The following is a 24,583-nucleotide window of genomic DNA, read 5'->3' as shown; positions in this document are numbered from 1 at the left end:
GGCGGGAGGGCCCGGTGAAGGAGAGTGACGTGGGCGAGGCCAAGGCCGCCGCAGACGACGCGATGAGCGAGCTCAAGCTGCCTGAGGACGCCATCGTGCAGGAGTTCGGCTACGACGACGACGTCGACTTCGATCTGCGGGATCGCATCGAGGACCTGATCGGGTCGCAGATGCTCGACGAGGACGATCAGGACGTCGTGGATGCCGTGCTGCTGTGGTGGCGCGACGGAGACGGCGACCTCATCGACGCGCTGGTCGACGCTCAGACGCAGCTCGACACGGGCGGAGCCGTCTGGCTCCTCACGCCCAAGCCCGGTCGCGACGGCCATGTCAGCCCCGCGGACGTCGAGTCCTCGAGCTCCACGGCCGGACTGCACACCACCTCGCGTGCAGGCGTGAGCGAGGACTGGACCGCGCTGCGCTTGGCGCCCAAGCGCAATCACTGACGAGCAGGCGGCCTCCGCGCCGCTGCACGGACCCCCAGACCCACGATGATCTGCACCGGAGTCGGCCGTCTCGGCCGATCCCGGACGCGGCGAGGTGAGACCCATGATCGAGATCGGCCAGTTCGCGCCCGACTTCACGCTGAACAACCAGTACGGGGAGGCCGTGACGCTCGCTGAGCACCTCGGCCGGCCCGTGGCGCTGGTCTTCTATCCGTTCGCCTTCTCCTCAGTGTGCACGGGGGAGATGTGCCAGCTGCAGGACATGATGGATGAGGTCCAGGAGGCCGATGCCCTCCTGCTGGCGGTCTCCACGGACTCCCAGTACGTCCTCAAAGCCTTCAGTCGCGAGGAGTCCCTGGAGTTCGACCTCCTCTCCGACTTCTGGCCCCACGGCGAGACCGCACGCGCCTTCGGCGTGTTCGACGAGACCACCGGCATGGCCAGCCGCACGACCTTCCTGATCGATGCCGACGGCATCGTGCTCGACCGCTTCACCTCGGAGATCACCTCGCAGAGGCCCGTCGAGCGCTATCGCGAGGCGCTGGCCAAGCTGCCGGCACCCACCGCGTGAGCCCTCCTGTCCGCATCCTGCGGGCCGGATACGGCCCCCGCGATGAGCCGGACCTGTTCCCCGATCCGCAGGCTCTGAGCCTCGAAGCCGGGCTTCCGGCCGCCCTCGAGCAGCTGGCCGGGCGGGAGGCCCTCGTCATCTCGGGCGCGGGCATGTCCACGGCCTCCGGGATCCCGGACTACCGCGGACCTGACGCCCAGCCGCGCCAGCCCATGAGCTTCCAGGAGTTCACGGGCTCGCCCGAGCGCCGAGCGCACTACTGGTCGCGCAACCAGATCGGGTGGCGGAACCTGCAGCGCGCCGAGCCGAACGCCGCGCACCGCAGCCTTGCCCGGCTCGAAGCCGCCGGAGCAGTGCGGGCGGTCATCACACAGAACATCGACCGGCTGCACGAGCGCGCCGGCTCGCGCTGCGTGATCGACCTGCACGGGCGCTACGACCGCGTGCGCTGCATGGACTGCGCAACGCTCATCCCACGGACTGTCTGGTCGGATCGGCTCGACGCGCTGAACCCCGAGGCCGCAGCGGCCTCGGCGGATCCCGCCGACATCGACTTCGCCCCGGACGCCGATGCCGAGGTCGCCTATGCCGGCGACGCCTACCGCGTGCCGGACTGCCCGGTCTGCGGGGGCGTGGTCAAGCCGGACGTGGTGTTCTTCGGCGAGAGCGCTGATCCCGACGACGTCGCCGCCGCCTGGCATCAGACCGAGCTCGCTCAGGCCCTGCTGGTGCTGGGGACCTCGCTGACCGTGCACTCGGCGCGGCGATTCGTGCGCGGGGCTGTGCGAGCGGGCATCCCCGTGGTGATCGTCAACCACGGCCAGACCCGCTCGGATGCCGATGCCTCGGTCAAGATCGACGCGCAGGTCGCGGAGTTCCTGGCCGCAGCAGAAGCCCCGCTGAGCGAGCGCGCACGCGGCCGTCGACCCTGAGGGGCCCAGGGCCAGGAGGACGTCTTCACAGCCGACGTGATGGAAGACACCAGCTTCCGCATCAGGAATCGTTGTCGGAGCGTCACATAAGAGCCGACTCGGGGGTAACATCTGCGTCGGCATCGGGTGCTGACGGCTGCAGAAGTCGTCCACCCGATGCCGCCACATCCAGGGCCTTTAGCTCAGCTGGCAGAGCACTGCGTTTACACCGCAGGTGTCGTCGGTTCGATCCCGGCAGGGCCCACCACAGCGGGCATCTGCTGTCGGACCCAGTGCATCACCCACAGGCCGCCGGCACGCTCGTCCTGCTTCTCGGTCCCATCGGGCACGAAGCCGTTGCGCCGATAGAAGCGGTGGGCGCGCGGATTCTCCCGGGCGACCCACAGCTGACAGGGCTCGGAGCCGACGACGGCGTCCAGGAGCGCCTGTCCCGCTCCCGAACCGTGGTGTCTGCGCAGCACATAGAGCATGCGCAGCTGCGTGCTCGGTGGGTTGTCGTGATCCGTCGGGACTGCCATGGCGAAGCCGATGACCTCGTCGCCCGCCTCGGCCAGCATGAGCCGCTGACCATCTGGTTCGTCTCGCACCAGGCCGGACCACAGCTCCTGCCGTCGCTCCAGTGCCGAGGCCTCAGTGGGGTCGGTGGGAAGGCGCATCCCATAGGTCTCGCGCCAGCACTGGGTGTGCACCCGGGCGAGCTCGTGGGCATCGGACGGCGTCGGGCGGCGCAGGGTCCAGATCGGATCGATCACATCCGAGAAACTATCAGCGACAACCTGGGTGCTGGTGCAGATCATGCGCCCCATGGTGCGCGCATGGCGGAGCGATTGCCCGCAACCTGCCGCATCCGGCGGTTCCGCAACATCCCCGGCTGGTGGGAGCGTGATTCCGACGCCGCGGCGAGGAATGAGGAACCCTGATGTCCAGCATCACGCACCGTCCGCCCTTCGACGCCGAGACCGAGGCCTCGATGAACGCGATCGCCGAGCAGCTGCCGGTGATCACCCCGGAGATGATCGCTTCGCTGCGCGAGGTGCCGCTGCCGGTGTCCTTCTCCGAGGAGCTGCTCGCCGAGCACGACGCCGTGGCCGTGAGCGTCGAATATCGCCTGGCCCCGGAATTCCCCGATCCCTGCCCCGTCGAGGACTGCCATGCCGGGCTGGTGTGGACCGCGGCCAACGCGGCCCAGCTCGGCATCGATCCGCAGCGGCTGATGATCGCTGGTGCCAGCGCCAGCGCCGGCGGCGGTCTGGCGGCCGCGCACCTCAGCGCTCCCGCCCGGGATGACCCACGCGTCGTCGCGCGGTGCACGCGGACAAGTCGCCGCGCTCGGAGGACCAGGGCTTCCACGGCCGGTGCCGGCGACGTCGCTTGCGGGTTTCCGCCGCCCGCGTCCGCTGGGCCCAGGCAAGGAGACCGGTCCGGTCGACAGGGGCTGCCGCGAGCTTGTCCCCGCGATGCAGGTCATGCTCGGAGGCCAGCTCCCAAGTCTGCGGTCTCGGCTCCTCGGACAGCTCTCTGACAAGCTCCATGATCAGGCATCGAACGCAAGGGCCTTCCAGCACTCGCAGGGCCTGCGTCTCATCCATCCGCCCATGTGCGGCGGACATGCTGCGACGAGTAGGGATCAGAGTCGGCTCTGAGTCAGCCGTTCCACGGCGTCCCAGGCCTCGAGCTCGCGCCGGGCGTCGTACGACTGCGCCGAGGACCTCTGCACGGTGTCGCGGTCGATGTAGGCGCCCGTGGGCGCCTCCAGGTCTCCGGTGACGACGGAGGCGAGCCAGCTGCCGGCCTGCTCCGGAGTGCTCGCCAGCGGGGTGACGGCCAGCAGCGGCATGATTCGTCGCATGACGAGGCGAGATGCGACATCGGCCTCGCGGGCAAGGTCGGTGTCGGGGACGAAGCCAGGGTTGAACCCCACGATGGTCGGCCCGGAGGGGAAGCGGCGCGCGAACTCATGGATGAGGTGGATCGACGCGAGCTTGCTGGTCGAGTAGGCCCTGCGACCAGCAGCCGTGCTGCTCGGCCTGTCGAAGGCCCCCGGGCGGGCCAGAGCCTCGACCGGCTGCCAGCGCGGGCCCGGCACCATGCCGAGGTTGTGCCGCAGATCGCCGAAGTGGGTGTCGCTGACGGTCACCACGATCCTGCCCTGCGGGGACAGGGCGCTCTGCAGCCGCCGGATGAGGACGTGGTGCGCCAGCACGTTGACCGCGAATGTCGATTCGAAGCCGTCGTCGGTCTGCGTGCACGCGTTCGTGTGCTGGACGCCGGCGTTGCAGACCAGGGCTCCCAGCGGCGGGAGGCCGCCCGCGCTCAGCTTCTGGAGCACGGCGTCCGCGGCATCCCGCGTGCTGGGCAGCGAGGACAGGTCGCAGCCGATGCTCGACAGCCTTCCATCGAGCACCGCTGGTTGGTCGACGAGCTCACGGGAAGGGCCGCGGCTGAAGATCACCAGATGCGCTCCGGGCCGTTCGGCCAGCAGCCGCTGCGCCGCGATCCAGCCGATTCCGCGGCTCGCGCCCGTCATCACGATGGTCTGCTCCACGAGCAGATTCTCCCATGCCACCGGCCCGACCATGGCCTGCTCGAGCACTGCCGGGGCAACAAGCAGTACCCATGGAGGGCTGTCCGGCCCCCGGACTAGGCTGAGGCCCATGACTTCAGAGAAGAAAGCTCAGATCGGCGTCACCGGACTCGCGGTGATGGGCGCCAACCTCGCCCGCAACTTCGCGCACCACGGCTACACAGTGGCCCTGCACAACCGCTCGGTCGGCAAGACTGATGCCCTGATCGCCGAGCACGGCGACGAGGGCGAGTTCATCCGCACCGAGACCGTGCAGGAGCTCGTGGACTCGCTCGAGAAGCCGCGCCGCATCCTCATCATGGTCAAGGCCGGCGCCCCTGTGGACTCCGTGATCGAACAGCTCGTCCCGCTGCTGGACGAGGACGACATCATCATCGACGGCGGCAACTCGCACTACCCGGACACCATCCGCCGCGAGCAGGCGCTTGCGGAGAAGGGCCTGCACTTCGTGGGCGTCGGCGTCTCCGGCGGCGAGGAGGGCGCGCTCAACGGCCCGTCGATCATGCCGGGCGGCTCGCAGAAGTCCTACGACTCCCTGGGCCCCATGCTCGAGTCCATCGCCGCGGACGCCCCCGGGGACGGCAAGCCCTGCTGCGCCTGGATCGGCACCGACGGCGCCGGGCACTTCGTGAAGATGGTCCACAACGGCATCGAGTACGCCGACATGCAGGTCATCGGCGAGGCCTATGAGCTGCTGCGCCAGGTCGGCGGCATCGAGCCGGCTCAGCAGGCCGAGATCTTCACGCAGTGGAACAGCACCGAGCTGTCCTCCTACCTGATCGAGATCACCGCCGAGGTCCTCAAGCAGGTGGACTCCCGCACCGGCAAGCCCCTGGTCGACGTCATCGTGGATGCCGCAGCCATGAAGGGCACCGGCACCTGGACCGTGCAGGCCGCCCTCGAGCTGGGCTCGCCGGTCACCGGCATCGCCGAGTCCGTCTTCGCCCGCGCCCTGTCCTCCACCGCTCGCGAGACCCGCCTGGAGGCCCAGGAGGTCCTGGCCGCAGGCGTTCCCGAGCCCGGCACCGTGGATGACGCAGCCTTCATCGAGGACGTCCGCCGCGCTCTGTACTGCTCCAAGCTCGTGGCCTACGCCCAGGGCCTGGAGATGCTGGATGCGGCCTCGGCCGAGCACGACTGGGACCTGCAGCTCGACGTCATCGCCTCGCTGTGGCGCGCCGGCTGCATCATCCGCGCCGAGCTGCTCGAGGACATCATGGCCGCCTACAAGGACAAGGAGACCGCCCCGCGCAACCTCCTGTTCGCACCGGCCTTCCGCGACGTCATCGCCGAATACCTGCCGTCGTGGCGCCGCGTGGTCGTGGAGGCCACCAACCGCGGCATCCCGGCCCCGGTCTTCGCCTCGTCGCTGTCGTACTACGACGGCCTGCGCCGCCCCCGCTCCAACGCCGCCCTGACCCAGGGACTGCGAGACTACTTCGGTGCGCACACCTACCTGCGCACCGACTCCGAAGGTGCCTTCCACACGCTGTGGAGCGGCGACCGCTCCGAGATCGACAGCTGACCCGAGCCGTCGGGGCCCTCGGGCTCCGGCAGCCGGATCGACGACGGCCCCGGACTCTCGTGAACGAGAGTCCGGGGCCGTCGTCGTGAACCGGAAGACTTCAGATCCACATGGCCGGATCGATGTAGGCGGCCGGATCCACCAGCGGCTCCTGCTTGTCCGGGGTGCGGGCTCGGGCCTTGCCGGGAATGCCGGTGACCACCGAGTCCTCCGGGACGTCCTTGACGACCACCGAGTTGGCGCCCACGGCCGAGCCGCTGCCGATCTCGATGTCGCCCAGGACCTTGGCGCCGGCGCCCACGGTCACGCCGTCGCCGATCGTGGGGTGGCGCTTGACCTTGGCCAGCGACGTGCCGCCCAGGGTCACGCCCTGATACAGCATGACGTCATCGCCGATCTCTGCGGTCTCGCCGATCACGATCCCCATGCCGTGGTCGATGAAAAACCGGTGCCCGATGGTGGCGCCCGGGTGGATCTCCACGCCGGTCAGGAAGCGCCCGAGCTGGGAGACCGTGCGGGCCACGCCCTTGGTCTGCTCCCGCTCCCAGAGTCGATGCGAGAGGCGATGCAGCCAGATGGCATGCAGCCCCGAGTAGTTCACGACGATCTCGACGTCCGAGCGGGCGGCGGGGTCGAAGGCGCGCGCGGTGTCGATGTCCTCGCGCAGTCTGCTGAGAAAGCTCACGGATCTCCTCATCGAAGCGTCACCGGGCGGGCGGAGCCCGGCGGGGCGGTGGGTCCAGCGGCATCCGTCCCGGCCGGCTAGGGACCGAGGGGAGATCGCAGGAGGTCGGGGAAGGCGACGGACCCGCCGCTCGTCGACCCCGTCGAAGGCAGGGAGGGGAGCACGCGGGTCCGTCGGGACCGTACCGCGCCGGTGCTCGGCGCGGTCAGAGGTCGCTGCGGGGATCAGCCCCGGATGTCCTCGTACAGGACGGTGGAGATGTAGCGCTCGCCGAAGTCGCAGACCACCGTGACGATCAGCTTGTCGCGGTTCTCCTCCTTCTTGGCCTCCTCCAGCGCCGCGAAGACGTTCGCGCCGGTGGAGATGCCGCCGAGGATGCCCTCCTTGGTGCCGAGCTCACGCGCCACGCGGACGGCGTCGTCGACCTCGACGTCGTAGACGTCGTCGAAGACCTCGCGGTCCAGGACGTCCGGGACGAAGTTGGCGCCCAGGCCCTGGATCTTGTGCGGGCCGGCCTTGCCCTGCGTGAGGATCGGGGAGTCGGCCGGCTCGACGGCGACCACGCGCACATCCGAGTTCTGCGACTTGAGGTAGGAGCCGGCGCCCGTGATGGTGCCGCCGGTGCCGATGCCGGCGACGAAGACGGCGACCTGGCCGTCGGTGTCCTCCCAGATCTCCGGGCCGGTGGTCTCGCGGTGGACCTTAGGGTTGGCCTCGTTCTCGAACTGGCGGGCCAGGATGGCGTTGTCCGAGGACTCGACGAGCTCGCGGGCCTTCTCGACCGCCCCGCGCATGCCGTCGGCACCCGGGGTCAGGACGATCTCGGCACCGTAGGCGCGCAGCATGGCGCGGCGCTCGGTGGACATGGTCTCCGGCATGGTCAGGATGACCTTGTAGCCGCGGGCCGCCCCGACCATGGCCAGGGCGATGCCGGTGTTGCCGGAAGTGCCCTCCACGATGGTGCCGCCGGGGCGCAGCTCGCCGGAGGCCTCGGCGGCGTCGACGATCGCGCGGCCGATGCGGTCCTTGACGGAGTGTGCGGGGGAGTAGAACTCGAGCTTCACGGCGATGTTGCCGGGGAGGTCCTTGTCGAGCTCGTTGAGTCGCACCAGCGGGGTGCCGCCGATGAGCTGGGTGACGTTGTCGTGGATCTTGCCCATGATGATTCCTTCCGAAGGGGATCTGCGGTGCCCTGGCAGCCGCGGTGAGACGGCATCCGTGTGCGGGGCGATCGGACTCTGCTCGAGCCTAACGGCCGATGCCGCGGCGCCTGCGAGTCACGAGGTGGTCAGAAACTCTGCGTAACCTTGCCGGACCTTGGCCAGCTTGGGATTGATGACGAACTGGCAGTACCCGTTATAGGGCTGGCGGGCGTAGAAGTCCTGGTGGACCGGCTCGGCCTCCCAGACGGTGCCCAGCGGCTCGAGCGTGGTCACGATCGGGCGCTCGAAGTTCGGGGCCATCCGCTCAATGGCCTGCTGGAAGAGCTGCTTCTGCTGCTCGTCGGCGTAGAACATCGACGAGCGGTACTGCGGGCCCTCATCCGCTCCCTGGCGGTTCAGACTCGTGGGATCGTGCGAGGTGAAGAACAGATCCAGGATGATCTCGGGGGAGACGACCTCCTGGTCGAAGCTCACCGCCACCGCCTCGGCATGGCCGGTCTGACCGGAGCAGACCTGCTCGTAGGTCGGGTGGCTCACATGGCCGCCGGTGTAGACGGAGACGACGTCGCTCACGCCGCGGGTCTTGCGGTAGATGGCGTCGAGGCACCAGAAGCAGCCGGCGCCCAGGACGTAGGTCGTGGTGGTCATGGTCGGTGGAACCTTCCTCGCGGCCTCGGTATTCCTGCGCTCGACCTCCTGCCGATCCGGCCTCGGGAGGGTCCCAGCGGTGAGGTCCCGACCGGCCGGGCGCGCTGTCGTCGTCTCCTCCTAGACTCGGTGCCATGAGCGAGATCCCCACGCTGGCAGAGGTCGTCGACGCCGCGGATCGGCTGTGGCCGCTGCGCACGCAGCAGTCCTGGGATGCCTCGGGGCTGATCGCGGGGCGACCGGAGGCCCCCGTGCGCCGGATCCTGATGGCCGTGGACGCGGTGACGCCCACCGTCCAGGAGGCCGTGGAGACGGAGGCGGATCTGCTGCTGACGCACCATCCGCTGCTGATGCGCGGGGTGTCCACGGTGGCCGCTGACACCTACAAGGGACGGGTGCTCCACGAGCTGATCGAGCGCCGGATCGGGCTGCTGGCTTGCCACACCAATGCCGACGCCGCGCGCGACGGCGTCTCCGATGTCCTGCTGCGCGCCTGCGGCGTGGAGCGGATGCAGCCCCTCGAGCCGTCGTCGGAGGATCCGGAGATCGGGATCGGCCGTGTGGGCGACCTGGACGAGCCCGTGCGCCTCGTCGAGCTCTCCCAGCGGCTGGCCGCCGTGATCCCGCCGACCGCCCAGGGCGTGCGCGTGGCAGGGGATCCCGACCGGATGATCCGCCGCGTGGCGGTGTGCGGCGGCTCGGGGGACTCTCTGTTCGAGACCGTGCGGCGTGCCGAGGCGGATGTCTACGTCACCGCCGATCTGCGCCATCACCCGGCTTCGGAGGCGCGCGAGACCGCACTGACCGGCGACGGCTCACCGGCGCTGATCGACCTCTCGCACGCGGCCAGCGAGTGGTTGTGGCTGCCCGCGGGCGCGGCCGCGCTGCAGGAGGAGCTCTCCGCGCGCGGGTTCCAGGCCGAGGTCCGGGTCTCGCGGCGTCGCAGCGACCCCTGGGACTTCCGGGTGCCCAGCCCGCACGAGCCCCCGCAGGACGTGTGGGAGCCGAGCCGATCGACAGGAGCCGCATCATGACCACCGCCGCCCCTGAGCAGTTCGAGGCGCTGCTGGCGCTGCAGTCCCGCGACTCTCGCGCTGCGACCCTGCGCGAGCGGCTCACGGTGCTTCAGAAGGAGCCCGAGCTCGTGGAGTCCCTCAAGCGCCAGCGCGCCGCCGTCGCCAAGGCCAAGGAGCTGCAGGCCCGGGGCGCTGAGCTGGTGGGCGCCCGAGACGCCGCCCATCAGAAGGTCGATGACCTCCTCGCCCGGCTCGAGACGGAGCGCGCCCGGCGCGATGCCGGCGGATCCGCCAAGCAGGTCTCGGCCCAGACCCGGCAGATCGAATCGCTGACCGGGCAGGCCGAGAAGGCCCGTGCCGGGGCCGAGCGCGCCGATCAGGAGCTGGCCGCCTTCCAATCCCAGCGCGACGAGCTGATGCCGCGGCTCAAGGCCGCAGATGCCGATGCCCGCGCGCGCGTGGGTGCGGCCCAGGAGTCCGGCAAGCAGATGCGGCTGGATCAGGGCCGGCAGGACGCAGTGCTCGCCGTGGGCAACGATCAGCTGGTGGCGCGCTACGAGCGGATCCGCGGCGGCGGCACGGGACGGGAGAAGATCGCGGCGGCGCGTCGTCAGGCCTCGGCCTGCGGAGCCTGCGGCAGCCCCATGAGCCCCGCGGAGGTCTCGGCCCTGGAAGCCGATCCGCAGACGGTGGCCGCCTGCTCCGACTGCGGCGCGATCCTGGTGCCCTGAGAGCGCTTGCGGAGGTGCCGGAGCGGCGATGTCGAGGGACAGGACGGCCTGTGAGCCGGGTTCTGTGCACGCGCCCGGTCGCCCGGGGCACGGCGGTGATCATCCATCTAGGCCCATCGTTGCCGATGGGCTCGAGCGGCCTACCCGGATGCAGGACGAGCAGCCCTGTCGCACCCTGTCTGACCTTGCTCCGAACGGGGTTTGCCTAGCCGCACCGGTCGCCCGGCGCGCTGGTGGTCTCTTACACCACCCTTTCACCCTCACCGCACGGCGGGCCGTGGGCGGTCTGCTCTCTGTGGCACTTTCCTGCGGGTCTCCCCGAGTGGCCGTTAGCCACCGTTCTGCTCTGCGGAGCCCGGACTTTCCTCGAGGCGCACATGGCGCCGCGCGATCACCCGGCCGTCCTGTCCAGCCGACCACTGTACCCGTCTGCGGCCGATAGCATGCTCGGATGCTGATCCTGCTGCCGCCCTCCGAGACCAAGACCCAACCCGCCTCCGGGGATCCGGCGCAGCTGCAGGAGCTGTCGCTGCCGCAGCTGAACGACGACCGCCTCCGGGTGCTGAAGGCGCTGGAGAAGGTCAGCGGGCAGCGCAATGCGCTCGAGGCACTGGGCGTGGGGGCCTCGCTCGCACCGGAGGTGCAGCGCAACCTGTCGCTGCGGACCGCACCGGCGGCACCGGCGCTGCAGATCTACACCGGGGTGCTCTACGACGCGCTCGGGACCGAGACGCTCACCGCCGAGCAGCGCCGGGTCGCGGAGCACTCCGTGGTGGTGATCTCGGCCCTGTGGGGCGCGGTGCGCCCCGTCGACCGGATCCCCGCCTACCGGCTGTCGATGGGCACGGCCCTGCGAGGGCTGGGCAAGCGCGAGCCGGTGAAGCTGTCGTCTTTCTGGAAGCCGCGGCTAGGGGAGGCGCTGGGCACGCAGACCGAGGGCCAGCTGATCATCGACTGCCGCTCCTCCGCCTATTCGGCGGCCTTCGCCGCCCCGTCAGAGACCACCGTGGCCGTCCGCGCCGTCACCGAGGACGACGACGGCCAGCGCAAGGTCGTCTCGCACTTCGCCAAGCACACGCGCGGCGAACTGGCGCGTCACGTGCTGGAGCAGCTCGCCCTGGGGCGCCGCGTCGAGACGGCCCAGGAGCTGGCCGAAGCGGCGAGCCAGCGATGGCGCGTCGAGCTGGAGGAGCCGAGCGGTCGACGGCCCGGTCAGCTGACCGTCGTGCTGCCCGCCTGAGCCGAGCCCTGCCCGGCCGATCAGCAGGACCGGGCAGCGGGCGGGCTACGGTTCCGGGTCTAGGATGTCGGACCTGCTGACTGCCTCCACGCCGACTGTGCCTGCAGCTGCCCCCGCGCAGGAGGTTTCGCGTCCGGTCATCAGAGTGAATGCCGCTCTCCACCTGTTGCTCGTCGTGGGCGTCGCGGCTGCTTGGGGCCTGGGGGATCTCGGCGGCGCCTTTTCGGGCTGGGACTCACCGCCTTCACTTGGACCGATGCTCTGTCGCTGGACTGGTCCGGCGTGGTGGTGCTGGTGCTGTTCGCGGTGATCTTCACCGGGGCGGCGCTGCTGTTGAGGCGCGGAGCGCGCCAGGTCTGAGCGCCGGGCCCGTGCCATCGCGGTGTGCGGTCGTCGCCTCGCGGCTGCTGCCGGGCAGACCGAGGGCCCGAGGCCGGATCAGTGTCCGAAGGGGTCTTCATCCACGCCGGGGGTCCAGGTGTTCCCGGCCTCGCGCCAGCCCTCGCCCTTCAGCGCCTTCTTGGCCTTGCGCGACCACTTCTCATCCAGGCGGTCGACGTAGAGCTTGCCGTCCAGGTGGTCGTACTCGTGCTGCATCACGCGGGCGAACCAGCCGGTGGCCTCCCAGGCGATGGGCTGGCCGTGCGGATCGAAGCCGGCGATGCGCACCCACTCGGCGCGCTTGAGCGGGAAGCTGTAGCCGGGCACGGACAGGCAGCCCTCGGCCTCCTCATCGGGGTCCGGACGCTGCTCGGAGATCTTGCCGACCGTGAGCACAGGGTTGATGATCTCGCCGCGGTTCGGGGCGTCGTCGTCGTTGTCGAACACGAAGGTGAAGATCCGCAGTCCGACACCGATCTGCGGGGCGGCCAGGCCGACGCCGTGGGCTGCGTCCATGGTCTCGTGCATGTCGGCGATCAGCTCGCGCAGCGAGTCGTCGAACTCCGTGACCTTGGCGGCCGGGCGGTGCAGGACGGGATCGCCGGTGATCACGACGGGGCGGACGGACATGCAGGGGCTCCTGGAGCTGGCGGGACGGTGGGGCGGCCGTGCGCGGCGGCGGCCCCGATCCTACCTGGGGAGCCGGTCGCCCACCGGAACCGGGGGCCGACCGGCTCGGGCACGGTCCGGCTCCGTCCATCAGCCTGCTGTCTGTTCCCAGGTCCGTGTGCCAGATTAGGGCCATGACCTCTGAGCCTGCCCCCATCCTCGATGACATCGCCCAGGCCGTGGGCGGCACCCCGCTGGTGCGCATGTCCCGGCTGTTCGACGGCCATCCGGCCGAGGTGCTCGCCAAGGTCGAGTCCCTGAATCCCGGGGCCAGCGCCAAGGACCGTCCGGCACTGGCCATGCTGCGCGATGCGCTGGACTCCGGGCGACTGGCCCCCGGCGGGACCGTGATCGAGTCCAGCTCCGGGAATCTGGGGATGGCCCTGGCACGCGCGTGCTCGGCGCACGACGTGCAGTTCGTGTGCGTCGTGGACACCCGGGCCAACCGCTCGACGATCGCGGCGATCCGGGCGCTGGGCGGACGGATCGAGCTCGTGGAGCATCCGGATCCGGCCACGGGCGACCTGCTGACCGCCAGGCTGGCCCGCGTTCAGCAGCTGCTGCGGGAGATCCCCGGGGCGGTGAACCTGCACCAGTACGGCAATCCGGCGAATGCGGGGGCCCACCGCGAGGGGACCATGCGCGAGATCGCCGAGGCCATGGAGCACCGCGTCGACGACGTGGTCGCGGCCTGCTCCACGACCGGCACGATCGGCGGCTGCGCCTCCTACATCCAGGAGCACGGGATGCGCACCCGCGTGATCGCCGTGGACGCGCAGGGCAGCGTGCTGTTCGGCGGGACGGCCGGGGCACGACGCCTGCCGGGGATGGGCGCCGGATTCGTGACCGACCTGTCGCGCCGGGTCCAGCCCGATCAGGTGCTGCGGGTCAGCGAGCTCGAGTGCGTGGCCGGCGCGCGTCTGCTGGCCAGGCGCGAGGGCATCCTGGCCGGGGCCTCGACCGGGGCGGTCGTGCACGCCGTGGCCTCGCTGCTGCCGCAGCGCCCGGACGATGCCCGGATCGCCATGGTCGTGCACGACGGCGGCATGCCCTACCTGGACACCATCTACGACGACGAGTGGGTGCGCACCGTCCTGGGAGCCTCCCCGCAGCAGGTCGAGGAGGCCGTGCAGGCTCTGCAGGAGCGGACGCGTGGCTGAGGGCATCCTGCGGCTGGCGGTGATCGGAGCCGGTCCCAAGGCACTGAACGCACTCGATTCCCTGGGCAGACGGCTGCGAGCAGCCGGCCGCGGCGACGGTCCGCGGGAGATCCGGATCGACATCGTGGACCCCTCCGAGCGGCCCGGCACGGGCGCGGCCTACCACCCGCGACAGCCCCGGCATCTGCGCCTGAACGTCACGGCGGGGATCGTCGACGCCCATGAGCCGGGGGCCGAGGACCGCGTGGTGCAGCCCTTCCGGCAGTGGGCGCTCGAACAGGGCCGGGACGATGCCGCCGAGGACTACCCGCCCCGGGCGCTGATCGGCGACTACCTGGAGCACGCGTGGTCGCAGGTGATCGCGGCACTGCCCGAGCGGACCCGGGTGCGGGTGCTCCGCGGCCGCGCCGAGCAGCTGCGCCGCCCTGCGCTGGAGCCGCGCGCGTGGGAGGTGCGGATCGAGCCCGCGCGGCGCGCAGGGGGCTCCGGCCCGCTCTGGCACGGCCCGTACGACGAGGTGCTGCTGGCCACGGGCCACGCATCGGATCACCCTGCCGCCCTGGCGCACGGATGGGTCGCTCCCGTGCCGCTGATCGGCGGTGTGTATCCCGCCCAGCAGCGGCTGAGCGAGGAGGCCGTGCCCCCGGGATCCGGCGTGGTGGTGCGCGGTGCTGCGCTGACCTTCATCGACGCGGCGCTGAGCCTGAGCGAGGGACGCGGCGGCCGCTTCGAGGAGGGCTCCGACGGCCGTCTGCGTTACCGCCCCAGCGGCCGGGAGCCCGCGGTCATTCTCCCGACGGGACGCAGCGGAGCGCTGCTCGATGCCAAGCCGGATCCCGATTCCGCACCGGCGAGAGCGCTGCAGGAGGGCGAGCGCGCCGAGATCCTCGCAGCGGGCCGCCGAGAGGTCCTCGATGCCTCGGACGTGTCGGAGCTGCTGGGGGCCGTGCAGCGCACGGCGCAGCGGCTCCTGCTGTGCGAGCAGGGGCAGGAGTCCGAGAACAGCCGCGACCCTCTGCGCTCGCCGATCCCGGAGGGCATCATCGCGGCGGTGGGGGAGACCCTGCGCCGCGGCAGCGAGCCGGAGCGGTCCTGGGGAAGAGCGGCGAAGCCCGCGGCGGGATCGGCCCCGGCTGGACACGGTGCTGCAGCACGGGGTCTGCGCCGCGGGATCGCCGTGGCCCAGGGCCGCGAGCCGGGCGGCCCGGCGTGGGTGCTGGGGCGCGCGTGGTCGCTGCTGTACCCGGCCATCGTGCAGCGGATCAGCTTCGCGCAGATCCCGCCGCAGCAGTGGGCAGAGCTCCGCGCGGCGGCAGTGCGCTTCGAGCGGTGGGCCTTCGGACCGCCGCTGCGCAGCGCGCGGCGGCTCGAAGCCCTCGTCGAGGCCGGGATCGTGGATCTGTCCAGCCTGGATGCGGGTGCGCAGATCGGTGCCGACGGCCGGCTGCGGGCCCCCGGCGGGCCGTCGTCCCCGGGCCCGGACGTCGTCGTCGATGCCGTGCTGGCCCCGCCGGGCATTTCGGCGACGGATCCGCTGCTGCACGGGCTCGTGGAGCGCGGTGTGCTCAGCATCCCGCCGGGGCGCCGCGGCTGCCGCATCACGCGCGAGGCGGCCGCTGTGGATGTCGCCGGTCGCCTCGTCCCCGGGCTGTCGGTGCTCGGGCGGCCCACCGAGGACGTCGTGCTGGGCCATGACACGCTGAACCGAGCCCTGCATCCCCAGCCGCAGCTGTGGGCACAGCGGATGATCGAGACCCCTCCCAGGAGAGCCATGACCGCCACCCCGCCGATCGACGACCCCCTTCGCTCTCGCGCGCACGGCAGCCCCGCGCTGCCGGGCCGCCTCGAGCCCTGGATGCAGGAGCTGGTGGGCGATCCCGTCGCGTGCCAGGACCTGCTGGCCGAGCACGGCAGCCCCGTGAACCTGCTGGACCCGGGCCCGCTGGAGGCCAACGCGCAGGAGCTGATCCGTGCGGCGGACCAGCGCGGGGTCGAGCTGCGCGTGTTCGTGGCGCGCAAGGCGAACAAGATGCTCGCGGTGGTGGACCGGGCGCGGGAGCTCGGCCACGGGATCGACGTGGGCAGTCAGCGAGAGCTGCGCCAGGTCCTCGAGCGCGGGGTGCCGGGAGAGGACATCGTGGTGACGGCGGCGATCAAGCCGGAGCCGCTGCTGCGGCTGGCCGTGGACTCCGGTGCGACCGTGGTCGTGGACAACCGGGATGAGCTGGCCCTGCTGCGCCGAGTCGTCGCGGGGCGTCCGGCCGGGGCCGCGCCCGTCGGGATCGGTCTGCGGCTGGCGCCGGAGCCGGGGCGGGGGATCGCGCCGACCCGGTTCGGGGAGTCGGCGAGCACGTGGCTGGCCGAGCTCGGCGGCGCAGGGGAGTCGGTGAGCGAGTCGGGGCTGGCGGTCACCGGCGTGCACTTCCACCTGCACGGCTACGATCCGGGCGATCGCAGCGAGGGCCTGCGCCAGGCCGTGTCGCTGGTCGATGCCCTTCGCCAGCGCGGACAGAAGCCGGCCTGGATCGACATGGGCGGCGGCGTGCCCATGTCCTATCTCGAGGACCCCGAGCCGTGGGAGTCGTTCTGGCGGGCCCACGAGCAGGCCGTCCTCAGCAGCGACGAATCGCTGACCTGGCGCGGTGACGGCCTGGGACTGCGTCGGGAGGAGGGCCCCGACGGTCCGCGGCTGGGCGGAGCGCGCGAGCTGTACCCCTATCACCAGAAGCTCACGCGCGGGCCCTGGCTGGGCGAGGTCCTCGACGCGGACTTCGCCCCCGGCAGGGACGATGACGGCGTCGTCGGGGCGGAGCACGTCGGCCTCGGCGCGCAGGCCACGGTGGCCGATGCCCTGCGCGCCCGCGGCCTGCAGCTGCGCTGCGAGCCCGGCCGAGCGATGCTCGACGGCTGCGGCATGACCCTGGCCCGAGTGGCCTTCCGCAAGCGCACCAGCGACGGCGTGCCGATCGTCGGTCTGGAGATGAACCGCACGCAGTGCCGCTCGACCTCCGCCGACTTCCTGGTGGACCCGCTGCTCGTGCCCGGTCCGCAGCGCGACGACGGCGCACTCGCATCCGATGCCGCAGGATCGGAGTCGCCCGTCGACCCCTGGGCGGGGCCGATCGAGGCCTTCCTGGTGGGCGCCTACTGCGTGGAGGCCGAGCTGATCCTCAAGCGGCGCATCGTCTTCCCCCACGGAGTGGCGGTGGGGGACGTCATCGCGCTGCCGAACACCGGCGGCTACCTCATGCACATCCTGGAATCCGCCTCGCACCAGATCCCGCTGGCGGCCAATGCGGTGCGCACGGCCCACGGATGGGAGCCCGATGACATCGATCGGCAGTGAGCGGGTCCGACCGCGGGGGCGACTGCGGGCGGGCACCCCGCTGACAGCCTCCCGGGCGATCGACGACTAGGATCGATGCTCGGAATCGACAGACGCCCGCGGGACGACCCGCCTCACCAGCGGCCTGCAGCGGGGACGGCCCCGCACAGGAGACCTGGTCCTCATGAATTCACCGTCTTCGGCCCTGTGCACCGTGCTGCACCCAGCCGTCATCCTGCGCCTGCTGCTGGGCTGGGGCTTCTATTTCGCGCTGATTCTGGCCCAGCCCCTTCTGACGGGGCACCTTTCCGCGGCCGCACTGACCGCGCTGCTGACGGGCATCATCGTCGTGATCCTGGTCTGCGCCTCAGGCGTCGTCGAGCAGGCAGAGCACCTGGCCCACCGGCTGGGGGATCCCTACGGGACGCTTGTGCTGACGCTGTCGGTCGTGCTGATCGAGGTCATCCTCATCTCGGCGGTCATGCTCGGCCCCGGCGAGCACGCGAGCATCGCCCGCGACTCGGTCATGGCGGTGTCCATGATCATCCTCGACCTCGTGATCGGTGCGTGCCTGATCGTCGGCGGTGCACGCCACGGGGGTCTGCGATCCAACCGCGCCGGGGTCTCCGCCTACCTGACGCTGCTGATCGTGCTGGCGGCCACGGCCTTCGCCCTTCCGGGACTGATCGGCGACGAGGGCGCGTACACCGGCGCGCAGGCGGTGCTCGTGGCGGCCATGACCATCGTGCTCTATGCGTACTTCCTACAGCGGCAGATGGGACCCCAGCGCGCTGACTTCCAGGAGCCGGGCGCTTCCTCGGACCCGGAGCTCCCCGCCGCAGCTTCCTCGGGCGCTGCGATCACAGAGGTGCTGCGGGCGCATCGCGCCGAGATCATGCTCCGAGCGCTGGTGCTCGTGGCCGCCGTCGTGCCGATCGTGCTGCTCTCGCACCACATGGCAGCCCTGCTGGACGAGGCGCTCGCGCGCCTGCAGGCCCCGGCGGAGCTGTCCGGGCTGGTGATCGCCGCCATCGTGTTCCTGCCGGAGACGATCACCGCGCTGCGGGCGGCCCTGGCCGGCGAGATGCAGCGGGTCTCGAACCTGTGCCACGGCGCCCTGGTCTCCACCGTGGGCGTGACGATCCCGGCCGTGCTGGTCATCGGTCTGCTCACGGGTCAGGACGTGGTCCTGGCAGCTTCCCCGGCGCATCTGGTGCTGCTGGGGATCTCGCTGCTGCTGAGCGTGACCACGTTCTTCGGCGGCCGGGTCACCGCGCTGCACGGTGCCGGGCACGTGATGGTCTTCGTGCTCTACGTCATGACGCTGTTCGCCTGAGCAGAACCAGACAAAGGGGCTCTTCAGGGTTGAGTGTGGGCGCGTCGGTTGGGTCGGGTAGCGGGGTGTAGACGTCGAGGTCCCCGATGATCAGCGGACTTCTGCCCCCGCTGATCTCAAGGACCTCGACGATGCCCAGCCATAGTTGTGTATGCCCTGACGCGCTCGATCGATGCGATGTTCTCCTCGACTTCCCAAGCCTCCACCTGGTCGCGGTGACGCAGGCTCCAACGGGCCTGGTACTCGAGGTGGAGTCCTGCGATCCGGTCACGGGCTGCCCCGGCTGCGGAGTCATCGCGACTGGTCACGGCCGTGTGATGGTCGAGATGATCGATGCGCCCTGGGCCGGGCGGCCGGTGCGGATCCGGTGGGCGAGCGGCCAGGTCCGGGCCGAGGGAGCAACGATCCAGGGCCTGGCCCGGCAGCTCGGCACCACCTGGAACACGCTCTGGTCCCAGGTCCAGCCCGTCCTGGCCCAGGCCGCAGGCGATCCCTCTTCATGCCATGCGTGCCACGGCATCGCACTGCACGAGGGTAATCGGACGAGGTCAGGCGGCCTTGAGAGGGCACCGGAGCTGCTGCCCGGAACCTCACGGAGCGCGTAGAGCGCAAATGAAGTATTTACTGCTTTACATATGGCTGGCTACCGGCCATTTTTCACAAGAACGACGTCGCCGTAGTCCTTTCCCCGGCTGTTCAGTGCTCCGCTCCTGGGCGCCTGTCTAACGGGCGGCCACGGCAATGGGTGTCAGGACGGCGAGGACAAGCATCACGGTGGGTATGGCCCGCCGTCAGGCGCGGCCCTCGGTGACGCACGGCGGATGGGCCCCGCTTCGAGCGGATCGCTCAGATCGTCTGTGTCGTCCGGGGGAGTGTGGTGCTCAGGGCGGTGAACTGGGCGGTTTCGACGAAGGCGCGCGCTGCCCAGTCTTCGTTGTCCTGGCGCCAGGCCACACTGACTGTGGAGGGAGACAGCTCGGCCACGGGGACGAAAGCCAGGCCGGGGCGACTGTAGAAACGTTGGGTGGAGGCTTGCGTGAAGGCGACGCCTTGGAGACTCAGGATGGCCTCGAAACACTCGTCGACGGTGTTGACCTCGGAGCCGATGACCGGGGAGTGGTTGTGACGGGCGTCGGTGGCCAGCCAGAAGTCCCGCCACAGATCCGGGGCGTTGCGGGCGATGAAGGGTTCATCGAGGAGTTCTTCTACTCGGACCGAGGATCGGGTAGCCAGCTCGGAGGCCTCTGAGACCGCTAGAACCCGGGGTTCGGTGAACAGGGTGGCCATCCGCAGCTCTTTGAACTGCGGCAAGGGTGGGCGAACCAAGGCGACGTCGGCGCTGCCATCGGCCAACCCAGCGGTGGGATCGCCGAAGGGGTAGGAGCGCATTTCGACCTGGACCGCCGGGTTGCTGTGGCGATAGGCCTCCAAGACGGCCCGGGTGAGTTCGGCGGCAGCATTGGCCTGGAAACCTACCACCAGTTTTCGGCCCGGTTCCCGGGCTGCCCGCCGGGTCAAGGAAACGGCCGCCTCAGCGGCCGCCAGCAGGTCCCGGGCGTGGACCAGCAGGACCTCCCCGGCCGGGGTCAGGGTCACCCCGCGGCTGGTGCGGTTGAGCAAGGGGGTGTCGAGGGAGCGTTCGAGATTGCGGATCTGCACGCTCAGTGACGGCTGGGCGATGTGGAGCCGGGTGGCGGCGCGTCCGAAGTGCAGCTCTTCAGCAACAGTGACGAAGTAGCGCAGAACGCGCAGCTCGAAGGAGGGCTGCATGACTCAACGGTAGTGACCGCCCCGTTGGCTGGCAATAGTCGTGGCCTATCGCCCCATCGAAGAGGAGTAATGGATTTGTGAGACAGGTCACGCTCCAATGAAGGAGGCAGACGCCACGGACAGAGCACGTCAGGCGGGAAGGACCACAACATGACTACCACCACCTCCACCACCTCGACCCAGCAGTGGGTTGACGCCTTCACGGTGGCCAACGACCAGGACCCCGAGCTCCTGGCCCATGGGAAGTACTTCACCTGCTCCTACCTGCTGGACATGGACGAGCACTCCTTCGTAGTGCGAATGAACGCGGGGAAGGTCGCTGAAATCAGCGTCGACCCCGGACCCCTCGACGCCCCGTACCAGTTCGCCATCCGCGCGAGTGCGGCCACCTGGCGAGAGTTCGGCACCGAGATGCCCGCCCCGATGTTCCACGGCATCTGGTCGGCATCCTTCCAGCGCGACATGGCCCTGGAGGGCGACGTGCTGGTGCTGATGCAGAACCTGCGCTGCCTCACACGCCAGATCGAACTGCTGCGCACCGTCGGCGTCCCCGTCTGAACCGCCTGAACAAGGAGAACTCTCATGGCTCGCATCTCACCCGTCACCGGCCACTACGTCACCGTCGACGTCGACGGACTGGAGTACAAGGTCTTCTACCTCGAAAACGGCACCGGCCAGCCGTTGGTCTGCCAGCACACCGCCGGCTGCCACAACCACCAGTGGCGGGACCTGCTCGAGGACGAGGAGATCACCGCCAACTACCGGGTCATCGCCTACGACCTGCCCCGCCACGGGAAGTCCGACCCGCCCGAGAACACCGCCTGGTGGACCGAGGAGTACAAGCTCACCGCCGACCACTTCGCCAACTTCATCATCGCCTTGTGCGATGCCCTGGAGCTGGAGAACCCGATCTTCATGGGCTCCTCCTTCGGCGGCAACATCGCCCTGCAGCTGGCCTACCGGCGCCCGGACCGCTTCGATGCGGTCATCCCGGTCGAGGGTGCGGACTACTCCCCGGGCTTCTACCTGGACTGGTGGCAGCACCCGCACGCCAACGCCGCCCAGGTCTGCGCCTCCGGTACCTGGGACCTGATGGCCCCGCAGTCCCCGGATGCCGACCGGTGGAAGACCTGGTTCTACTACACCCAGGGCTCGGAGTCCTTCAAGGGGGATTTGCACTACTACTCGGTCGACCATGACTTGCGCGGCAAGCTGGGAGAGATCGACACCGATCAGTGCGCGGTGGTGCTGATGACCGGGGAGTATGACTACCTCACCACTCCCGAAGACGGTGAGCGGACGGCCTCGCAGATCCGCAACGCGGAGTTCATCGAGATGAAGGAGATCGGCCACTTCCCGATGAGCGAGAACTACCCCGTGTTCGGCAGCTACCTCAAGCGCGCCCTGGAGATCGTCAAGACCAAGAAGAGCTCCTCGGTCAGCTCCTGACCCCGGCCTGCCACCGTCTTCCTACCCGGAAATTACCTCCCCATGGAGAAGATCAGCTGTCTCCGGGGGAGAGAACGCCTCGTGGGCGCCTCACCCGCTAAAAGTGGGTGAGGCGCCCACGAGGCGTTCCGGGAAGCACATGATCAAGAAGCGCCCTGCGATGCGCGTCCACCATCCTCCGCGGGCCTGAGCCCGCACCACCGGAGGCATTCCGGGGGCTCCCGGGACTCTTCAGGCGTCGGTCCCCACCAACGGAATCATCGAGCTCGGCCGCCGCATCGCCGCCGGGTTCCGGAACGTCGAGCACTACCGCCTCCGCATGCTCCTCATCACCGGCGGCCTCGACGCCTCACCCCACACTCAACTCTGAAGAGCCAGTTAACCAGCTGAAGGCTGCTGTCCAGAAGGTTTTTTGGAAGCGTTGGCGGAAAAGTGCGAAGTGCCCGATCTCGTCTACATCGAGGTTCCGGGGGTGCAGGTAGATCTCCTCGCATTCGGCTTGAGGGAGATAGTTCAGTGTTCTTCGCACCGCTGCTGGTGTGGCATATGGGTCGTCAGTTGGATTCACCGCCAATACCGGGAGCGTCAGCTGAGCGCTTCGGCGCAGTATCGCCTCTCCCTCGGGGCCGATCGTCTTCGAGTAGTCCGATGCTCCGCGCGCCCAGTCGAGGGCGACGCCCTGTGGCAGATTTTCCAGCCATCCGAGCTTCTTTCCCGGGAAGTAGCCCAGTGCTCGAGCAATCACCGGCATGCAGACGTGCCACTTGATAAATAGGCTGAGCCTGTGCTTCTTGTCGTAATCCGGCCAGTGTGCGTGCTGGGCGCCCACCATCAGTAGCCGGTCGATCTCAGACGCGTGCTCCGCGAGGATTGCCGCGTAGCCTCCGAAGCTGTGGCCGACGGCGCTTAGGCGCGCCTGCGCTCCGTGGCGTTTGCGTATCCAGAGAATGCAGGCTTCAAGGTCACGCGTACCCCAGTAGTGCCATCGAATCTTCGCTTTCCGGTACTCCTTGAGAGTGTTCGGTGCCGAGCGGCCGATACCTCGATAGTCGGGCACCAGGGTAGTGACTCCGTTCTCAGCCAGGTAACTCGCGAATCGCCAGTAGTATCGGCCCTGCACACCGGTTGCCGGGGCGATGATCACAACATGCTCGATGTCACGGGCCGGTGCTGTGGAGGAGAAATACCGAGCCTGGATCGTCTCGCCGTCGGCGCAGGTAATCGCGACGTCCTCGTACTCATATTCGGATTCGATCACCCGACATCTCCTTTCGATTCCGAGTGCCTCTCGTTCTCACACGATCTGCCCTCAGCTACTCTCGTGAGCCGACGCTCTCTGGTCGATAAGGTTCTTCCTGCACACCGTGGGCGAGCACGAGTTTCATGGTGAGCAGGACGGGCAACCACGCCCAGAGATCAGGGGCGGGGGTGAAGAATGCTGCGATGCCCGCGAGTGCGCAGAACGCCGAGGCGACCGGTCGCTGGAGATACAGCGTTGAACGTCGGACAGTGATGGTACCCGCGAGGGTGAAGAGATACCAGAGCGCGCCCCACCACCAGAGTGTCGGAGCGAACACCAGGGCAATGAGTATGGGATGCAAGTGCAGCGCCGAGAAGAGGACCGGTCGCCGCACGAGTTTCATCCCGAAGGATTCCGGTCTCTCTCCGTGCGAACCGAAGTGGTCACGTTTTGCGGAGTTCAGGCCGTTGGCGACGACGCCGCCGACCACATCGAACGAGATGATGACGGCAAGAACATACTGTGCCCAGCTCCAAGACGCGTTCGTTCGCAGGGTGAGTGCGGTGATTCCGATCGCTCCGACCAGGCCGACAATGTTCGCGAGACCTTTCTCGGCGCGGGTTGCGCCGGTGTCGAAGATCGGGTCGGGTTTGCCCGGCGGAACAGCCCAGCTCACCGCTGAGGTCGCTTCACGGGGAAATTCTTGGCTCATCGCGTTTCTCCGGCGACGTCGAGAATCGCACCGTTGACGTAACTGGCCTCGGGGCCGACGAGCCACTCGACAGCAACAGCGATCTCCTCTGGTTGAGCGGGTCGCCCCATCGGCGATCGCGCCCCGACTTCGGTTGCGCGGTCGGGGCGCGATCGCCCGCGCATGGATCGTCGTGGCCGTCGTGCCCGGACTCACTGCATTCACCTGGATTCCGTGAGATGCGGCTTCTACGGCCAACCCCACAGTGAGCGCGTTCACCCCGGCCTTCGCTGCCGCATACCAGACGTATTCCCCGGGAGATCCGGTTTTCGCGGCGACGGAGGACAGGTTGTATCGCCCTGGGTCTGGTGGAGGCTGTGATCCCACGGGTGGATGAGCACCGTGGCAGCACCGAGGAAGTACCCCGACGAGCTCCGGGAAGGGCCACGAGGATGGCTGTGGCCGTGCGGCTGGATCCAGCGACGAGGTCGGGTGCGTTCCGCCGTGTGGGCGAGCAGCTCGGGATCCATCCGGAGACGCTGCGGACATGGGTCCGGCAGGCTGAGATCGACGAGGGCCACCGGTCCGGGACCACGACCAGCGATGCGCAGCGGCTCGCTGAGCTGGAGAAAGAAGTGCGCGAGCTGCGCCGAGAAGGCGTCATGGTCGCGCGCTGCACCGGGCAACGACTGATGCCGGCGGAAGGACTTCGCGGGATCACTCGAGAGAAGGGCCCGCGGATCACGCTTGCCGGCGATGGCCCGGACACTGGCCTTGACCTGGTCGAACGGGACTTCACCGCGAGCGCCCCGAACCAGCTGCGGGTCGCGGACATCACCTGCTGGCGCACCTTCGCGGGCTGGGTCTATGCCGTGTTCGTCATCGATGTGTTCTCCCGCCGTGTGCTCGGCTGACAGCTGTCGACGTCGCTGCCGGGCCGACCTCGCCCTGGACGGGCATCGGCGAGCTCGAGGAGAACGACCATCACCACCAGACCGTGCCGGCGGCCGCCGACACGGCA

At 69.5% G+C, this 24,583-nt stretch carries 24 protein-coding genes, 1 tRNA gene, 1 other RNA gene and 1 pseudogene; 15 read left to right on the top strand and 12 right to left on the bottom strand.

Annotated elements, in window-relative coordinates:
- The first annotated feature begins 62 nt into the window (after positions 1-62).
- The 4 genes from RF645_RS02100 (at position 63) to RF645_RS02085 (ending at position 2,196) form a co-directional block, all read left to right on the top strand.
- Positions 63-446, top strand: coding sequence for a DUF3052 domain-containing protein (locus RF645_RS02100; RefSeq protein ID WP_100244740.1), 384 nt, complete (start codon positions 63-65; stop codon positions 444-446).
- A gap of 103 nt (positions 447-549) precedes the next feature.
- Positions 550-1,017 carry a peroxiredoxin gene (locus RF645_RS02095; RefSeq protein ID WP_006215105.1) on the top strand — a complete coding sequence of 156 codons (468 nt, stop codon included), beginning with the start codon at positions 550-552 and terminating at the stop codon, positions 1,015-1,017.
- A complete protein-coding gene (locus tag RF645_RS02090; RefSeq protein WP_082676908.1) occupies positions 1,014-1,949 on the top strand; it encodes a Sir2 family NAD-dependent protein deacetylase in 936 nt (311 codons plus the stop codon). Before RF645_RS02095 ends, RF645_RS02090 begins: the two co-directional genes overlap by 4 nt.
- A gap of 171 nt (positions 1,950-2,120) precedes the next feature.
- A tRNA-Val gene (locus RF645_RS02085) sits at positions 2,121-2,196 on the top strand.
- On the opposite strand, the gene RF645_RS02080 is transcribed toward RF645_RS02085, so the two are convergent.
- Positions 2,153-2,605: a GNAT family N-acetyltransferase gene (locus RF645_RS02080; protein ID WP_268766249.1), complete on the bottom strand. Its 453-nt coding sequence runs from the start codon at positions 2,603-2,605 to the stop codon at positions 2,153-2,155. The genes RF645_RS02085 and RF645_RS02080 overlap by 44 nt on opposite strands.
- Positions 2,606-2,868: 263 nt before the next feature.
- On the opposite strand from RF645_RS02080, the gene RF645_RS02075 reads away from it, so the two are divergent.
- A complete protein-coding gene (locus RF645_RS02075; protein ID WP_058871206.1) occupies positions 2,869-3,471 on the top strand; it encodes an alpha/beta hydrolase in 603 nt (200 codons plus the stop codon).
- Between the two features lie 105 nt (positions 3,472-3,576).
- Here the strand turns inward: RF645_RS02075 and RF645_RS02070 are convergent, their stop codons facing one another.
- Positions 3,577-4,494 (bottom strand): SDR family NAD(P)-dependent oxidoreductase, encoded by a 918-nt coding sequence (locus RF645_RS02070; protein WP_235586745.1) that lies wholly within the window; start codon positions 4,492-4,494, stop codon positions 3,577-3,579.
- 109 nt (positions 4,495-4,603) lie between these two features.
- Between RF645_RS02070 and gndA the strand changes: the two genes are divergently transcribed.
- Positions 4,604-6,058 (top strand): NADP-dependent phosphogluconate dehydrogenase, encoded by a 1,455-nt coding sequence (gndA, locus tag RF645_RS02065; RefSeq protein ID WP_058871205.1) that lies wholly within the window; start codon positions 4,604-4,606, stop codon positions 6,056-6,058.
- Positions 6,059-6,158: 100 nt separating this feature from the next.
- On the opposite strand, the gene epsC is transcribed toward gndA, so the two are convergent.
- From epsC to msrA, 3 genes are all read right to left on the bottom strand, one after another.
- Positions 6,159-6,743 (bottom strand): serine O-acetyltransferase EpsC, encoded by a 585-nt coding sequence (gene epsC / locus RF645_RS02060; RefSeq protein WP_058871204.1) that lies wholly within the window; start codon positions 6,741-6,743, stop codon positions 6,159-6,161.
- Between the two features lie 224 nt (positions 6,744-6,967).
- Positions 6,968-7,903 carry a cysteine synthase A gene (gene cysK / locus RF645_RS02055; RefSeq protein WP_058871203.1) on the bottom strand — a complete coding sequence of 312 codons (936 nt, stop codon included), beginning with the start codon at positions 7,901-7,903 and terminating at the stop codon, positions 6,968-6,970.
- A gap of 117 nt (positions 7,904-8,020) precedes the next feature.
- Entirely contained in the window at positions 8,021-8,554 is a 534-nt protein-coding gene (gene msrA, locus RF645_RS02050; RefSeq protein ID WP_058871202.1) for a peptide-methionine (S)-S-oxide reductase MsrA, read from the bottom strand.
- Positions 8,555-8,688: 134 nt separating this feature from the next.
- Between msrA and RF645_RS02045 the strand changes: the two genes are divergently transcribed.
- Both RF645_RS02045 and RF645_RS02040 read left to right on the top strand, forming a co-directional pair.
- Positions 8,689-9,588 (top strand): Nif3-like dinuclear metal center hexameric protein, encoded by a 900-nt coding sequence (locus RF645_RS02045; RefSeq protein WP_058871201.1) that lies wholly within the window; start codon positions 8,689-8,691, stop codon positions 9,586-9,588.
- The gene (locus RF645_RS02040) at positions 9,585-10,301 is read left to right on the top strand and encodes a zinc ribbon domain-containing protein (protein ID WP_058871200.1); all 717 of its coding nucleotides are present in this window, start codon (positions 9,585-9,587) and stop codon (positions 10,299-10,301) included. The genes RF645_RS02045 and RF645_RS02040 overlap by 4 nt, the downstream gene beginning before the upstream one ends.
- Positions 10,302-10,336: 35 nt before the next feature.
- On the opposite strand, the gene rnpB is transcribed toward RF645_RS02040, so the two are convergent.
- Positions 10,337-10,708, bottom strand: an RNA gene (gene rnpB / locus RF645_RS02035) — RNase P RNA component class A.
- A 44-nt stretch (positions 10,709-10,752) separates the two neighbouring features.
- Between rnpB and RF645_RS02030 the strand changes: the two genes are divergently transcribed.
- Positions 10,753-11,541 carry a YaaA family protein gene (locus RF645_RS02030; protein ID WP_058871199.1) on the top strand — a complete coding sequence of 263 codons (789 nt, stop codon included), beginning with the start codon at positions 10,753-10,755 and terminating at the stop codon, positions 11,539-11,541.
- Between the two features lie 438 nt (positions 11,542-11,979).
- Here the strand turns inward: RF645_RS02030 and def are convergent, their stop codons facing one another.
- Complete coding sequence (def, locus tag RF645_RS02025) at positions 11,980-12,552, bottom strand: peptide deformylase (RefSeq protein ID WP_058871198.1); 573 nt, start codon at positions 12,550-12,552, stop codon at positions 11,980-11,982.
- 173 nt (positions 12,553-12,725) lie between these two features.
- Between def and sbnA the strand changes: the two genes are divergently transcribed.
- The 3 genes from sbnA to RF645_RS02010 all read left to right on the top strand — a co-directional run bounded on the left by sbnA (position 12,726) and on the right by RF645_RS02010 (position 18,412).
- Entirely contained in the window at positions 12,726-13,751 is a 1,026-nt protein-coding gene (gene sbnA / locus RF645_RS02020) for a 2,3-diaminopropionate biosynthesis protein SbnA (protein ID WP_058871197.1), read from the top strand.
- Complete coding sequence (locus RF645_RS02015) at positions 13,744-17,097, top strand: FAD/NAD(P)-binding protein (RefSeq protein WP_368818516.1); 3,354 nt, start codon at positions 13,744-13,746, stop codon at positions 17,095-17,097. Before sbnA ends, RF645_RS02015 begins: the two co-directional genes overlap by 8 nt.
- A gap of 163 nt (positions 17,098-17,260) precedes the next feature.
- Positions 17,261-18,412, top strand: coding sequence for a calcium:proton antiporter (locus tag RF645_RS02010; protein ID WP_058871196.1), 1,152 nt, complete (start codon positions 17,261-17,263; stop codon positions 18,410-18,412).
- 846 nt (positions 18,413-19,258) lie between these two features.
- On the opposite strand, the gene RF645_RS02005 is transcribed toward RF645_RS02010, so the two are convergent.
- A complete protein-coding gene (locus RF645_RS02005) occupies positions 19,259-20,182 on the bottom strand; it encodes a LysR family transcriptional regulator (RefSeq protein WP_058871194.1) in 924 nt (307 codons plus the stop codon).
- 150 nt (positions 20,183-20,332) lie between these two features.
- Here RF645_RS02005 and RF645_RS02000 point away from each other — a divergent pair, with 150 nt between their 5' ends.
- On the top strand, positions 20,333-20,740 hold the full coding sequence (locus RF645_RS02000) for a hypothetical protein (protein WP_058871193.1): 408 nt from the start codon (positions 20,333-20,335) through the stop codon (positions 20,738-20,740).
- A 24-nt stretch (positions 20,741-20,764) separates the two neighbouring features.
- Positions 20,765-21,631: an alpha/beta fold hydrolase gene (locus RF645_RS01995; RefSeq protein WP_058871192.1), complete on the top strand. Its 867-nt coding sequence runs from the start codon at positions 20,765-20,767 to the stop codon at positions 21,629-21,631.
- Between the two features lie 349 nt (positions 21,632-21,980).
- On the opposite strand, the gene RF645_RS01990 is transcribed toward RF645_RS01995, so the two are convergent.
- The 4 genes and pseudogenes from RF645_RS01990 to RF645_RS01975 all read right to left on the bottom strand — a co-directional run.
- Positions 21,981-22,889 carry an alpha/beta fold hydrolase gene (locus RF645_RS01990; protein WP_058871191.1) on the bottom strand — a complete coding sequence of 303 codons (909 nt, stop codon included), beginning with the start codon at positions 22,887-22,889 and terminating at the stop codon, positions 21,981-21,983.
- 55 nt (positions 22,890-22,944) lie between these two features.
- Positions 22,945-23,583: a hypothetical protein gene (locus RF645_RS01985; protein WP_153005666.1), complete on the bottom strand. Its 639-nt coding sequence runs from the start codon at positions 23,581-23,583 to the stop codon at positions 22,945-22,947.
- A complete protein-coding gene (locus tag RF645_RS01980; RefSeq protein ID WP_259903362.1) occupies positions 23,580-23,693 on the bottom strand; it encodes a hypothetical protein in 114 nt (37 codons plus the stop codon). Before RF645_RS01980 ends, RF645_RS01985 begins: the two co-directional genes overlap by 4 nt.
- Positions 23,694-23,793: 100 nt before the next feature.
- Positions 23,794-24,111, bottom strand: a pseudogene (locus RF645_RS01975) (hypothetical protein); the annotation flags it as partial.
- Here RF645_RS01975 and RF645_RS01970 point away from each other — a divergent pair.
- On the top strand, positions 24,015-24,476 hold the full coding sequence (locus RF645_RS01970; protein WP_082676904.1) for a transposase: 462 nt from the start codon (positions 24,015-24,017) through the stop codon (positions 24,474-24,476). The pseudogene RF645_RS01975 and the gene RF645_RS01970 sit on opposite strands and share 97 nt — an antisense overlap.
- Positions 24,477-24,583: the final 107 nt, after the last annotated feature.

This window comes from Kocuria sp. CPCC 205260, assembly GCF_040981045.1.
GTDB lineage: Bacteria > Actinomycetota > Actinomycetes > Actinomycetales > Micrococcaceae > Kocuria > Kocuria palustris.
This window is presented reverse-complemented; position numbering and strand designations above follow the sequence as displayed.

What these genes read in the sequence shown, in the direction of transcription:
- RF645_RS02075 (WP_058871206.1), top strand. Translation starts at nt 2,869, where the DNA reads ATGTCCAGCATCACGCACCGTCCGCCCTTCGACGCCGAGACCGAGGCC.
- RF645_RS01980 (WP_259903362.1), bottom strand. Translation starts at nt 23,693, where the DNA reads ATGGGGCGACCCGCTCAACCAGAGGAGATCGCTGTTGCTGTCGAGTGG.
- RF645_RS02080 (WP_268766249.1), bottom strand. Translation starts at nt 2,605, where the DNA reads ATGCGCCTTCCCACCGACCCCACTGAGGCCTCGGCACTGGAGCGACGG.
- RF645_RS02030 (WP_058871199.1), top strand. Translation starts at nt 10,753, where the DNA reads ATGCTGATCCTGCTGCCGCCCTCCGAGACCAAGACCCAACCCGCCTCC.
- RF645_RS02095 (WP_006215105.1), top strand. Translation starts at nt 550, where the DNA reads ATGATCGAGATCGGCCAGTTCGCGCCCGACTTCACGCTGAACAACCAG.
- RF645_RS02005 (WP_058871194.1), bottom strand. Translation starts at nt 20,182, where the DNA reads ATGCAGCCCTCCTTCGAGCTGCGCGTTCTGCGCTACTTCGTCACTGTT.
- RF645_RS02000 (WP_058871193.1), top strand. Translation starts at nt 20,333, where the DNA reads ATGACTACCACCACCTCCACCACCTCGACCCAGCAGTGGGTTGACGCC.
- cysK (WP_058871203.1), bottom strand. Translation starts at nt 7,903, where the DNA reads ATGGGCAAGATCCACGACAACGTCACCCAGCTCATCGGCGGCACCCCG.
- gndA (WP_058871205.1), top strand. Translation starts at nt 4,604, where the DNA reads ATGACTTCAGAGAAGAAAGCTCAGATCGGCGTCACCGGACTCGCGGTG.
- RF645_RS01985 (WP_153005666.1), bottom strand. Translation starts at nt 23,583, where the DNA reads ATGAGCCAAGAATTTCCCCGTGAAGCGACCTCAGCGGTGAGCTGGGCT.
- RF645_RS02100 (WP_100244740.1), top strand. Translation starts at nt 63, where the DNA reads ATGAGCGAGCTCAAGCTGCCTGAGGACGCCATCGTGCAGGAGTTCGGC.
- msrA (WP_058871202.1), bottom strand. Translation starts at nt 8,554, where the DNA reads ATGACCACCACGACCTACGTCCTGGGCGCCGGCTGCTTCTGGTGCCTC.
- RF645_RS01995 (WP_058871192.1), top strand. Translation starts at nt 20,765, where the DNA reads ATGGCTCGCATCTCACCCGTCACCGGCCACTACGTCACCGTCGACGTC.
- RF645_RS02045 (WP_058871201.1), top strand. Translation starts at nt 8,689, where the DNA reads ATGAGCGAGATCCCCACGCTGGCAGAGGTCGTCGACGCCGCGGATCGG.
- sbnA (WP_058871197.1), top strand. Translation starts at nt 12,726, where the DNA reads ATGACCTCTGAGCCTGCCCCCATCCTCGATGACATCGCCCAGGCCGTG.
- RF645_RS01970 (WP_082676904.1), top strand. Translation starts at nt 24,015, where the DNA reads ATGGCTGTGGCCGTGCGGCTGGATCCAGCGACGAGGTCGGGTGCGTTC.
- def (WP_058871198.1), bottom strand. Translation starts at nt 12,552, where the DNA reads ATGTCCGTCCGCCCCGTCGTGATCACCGGCGATCCCGTCCTGCACCGC.
- RF645_RS02010 (WP_058871196.1), top strand. Translation starts at nt 17,261, where the DNA reads ATGAATTCACCGTCTTCGGCCCTGTGCACCGTGCTGCACCCAGCCGTC.
- RF645_RS02040 (WP_058871200.1), top strand. Translation starts at nt 9,585, where the DNA reads ATGACCACCGCCGCCCCTGAGCAGTTCGAGGCGCTGCTGGCGCTGCAG.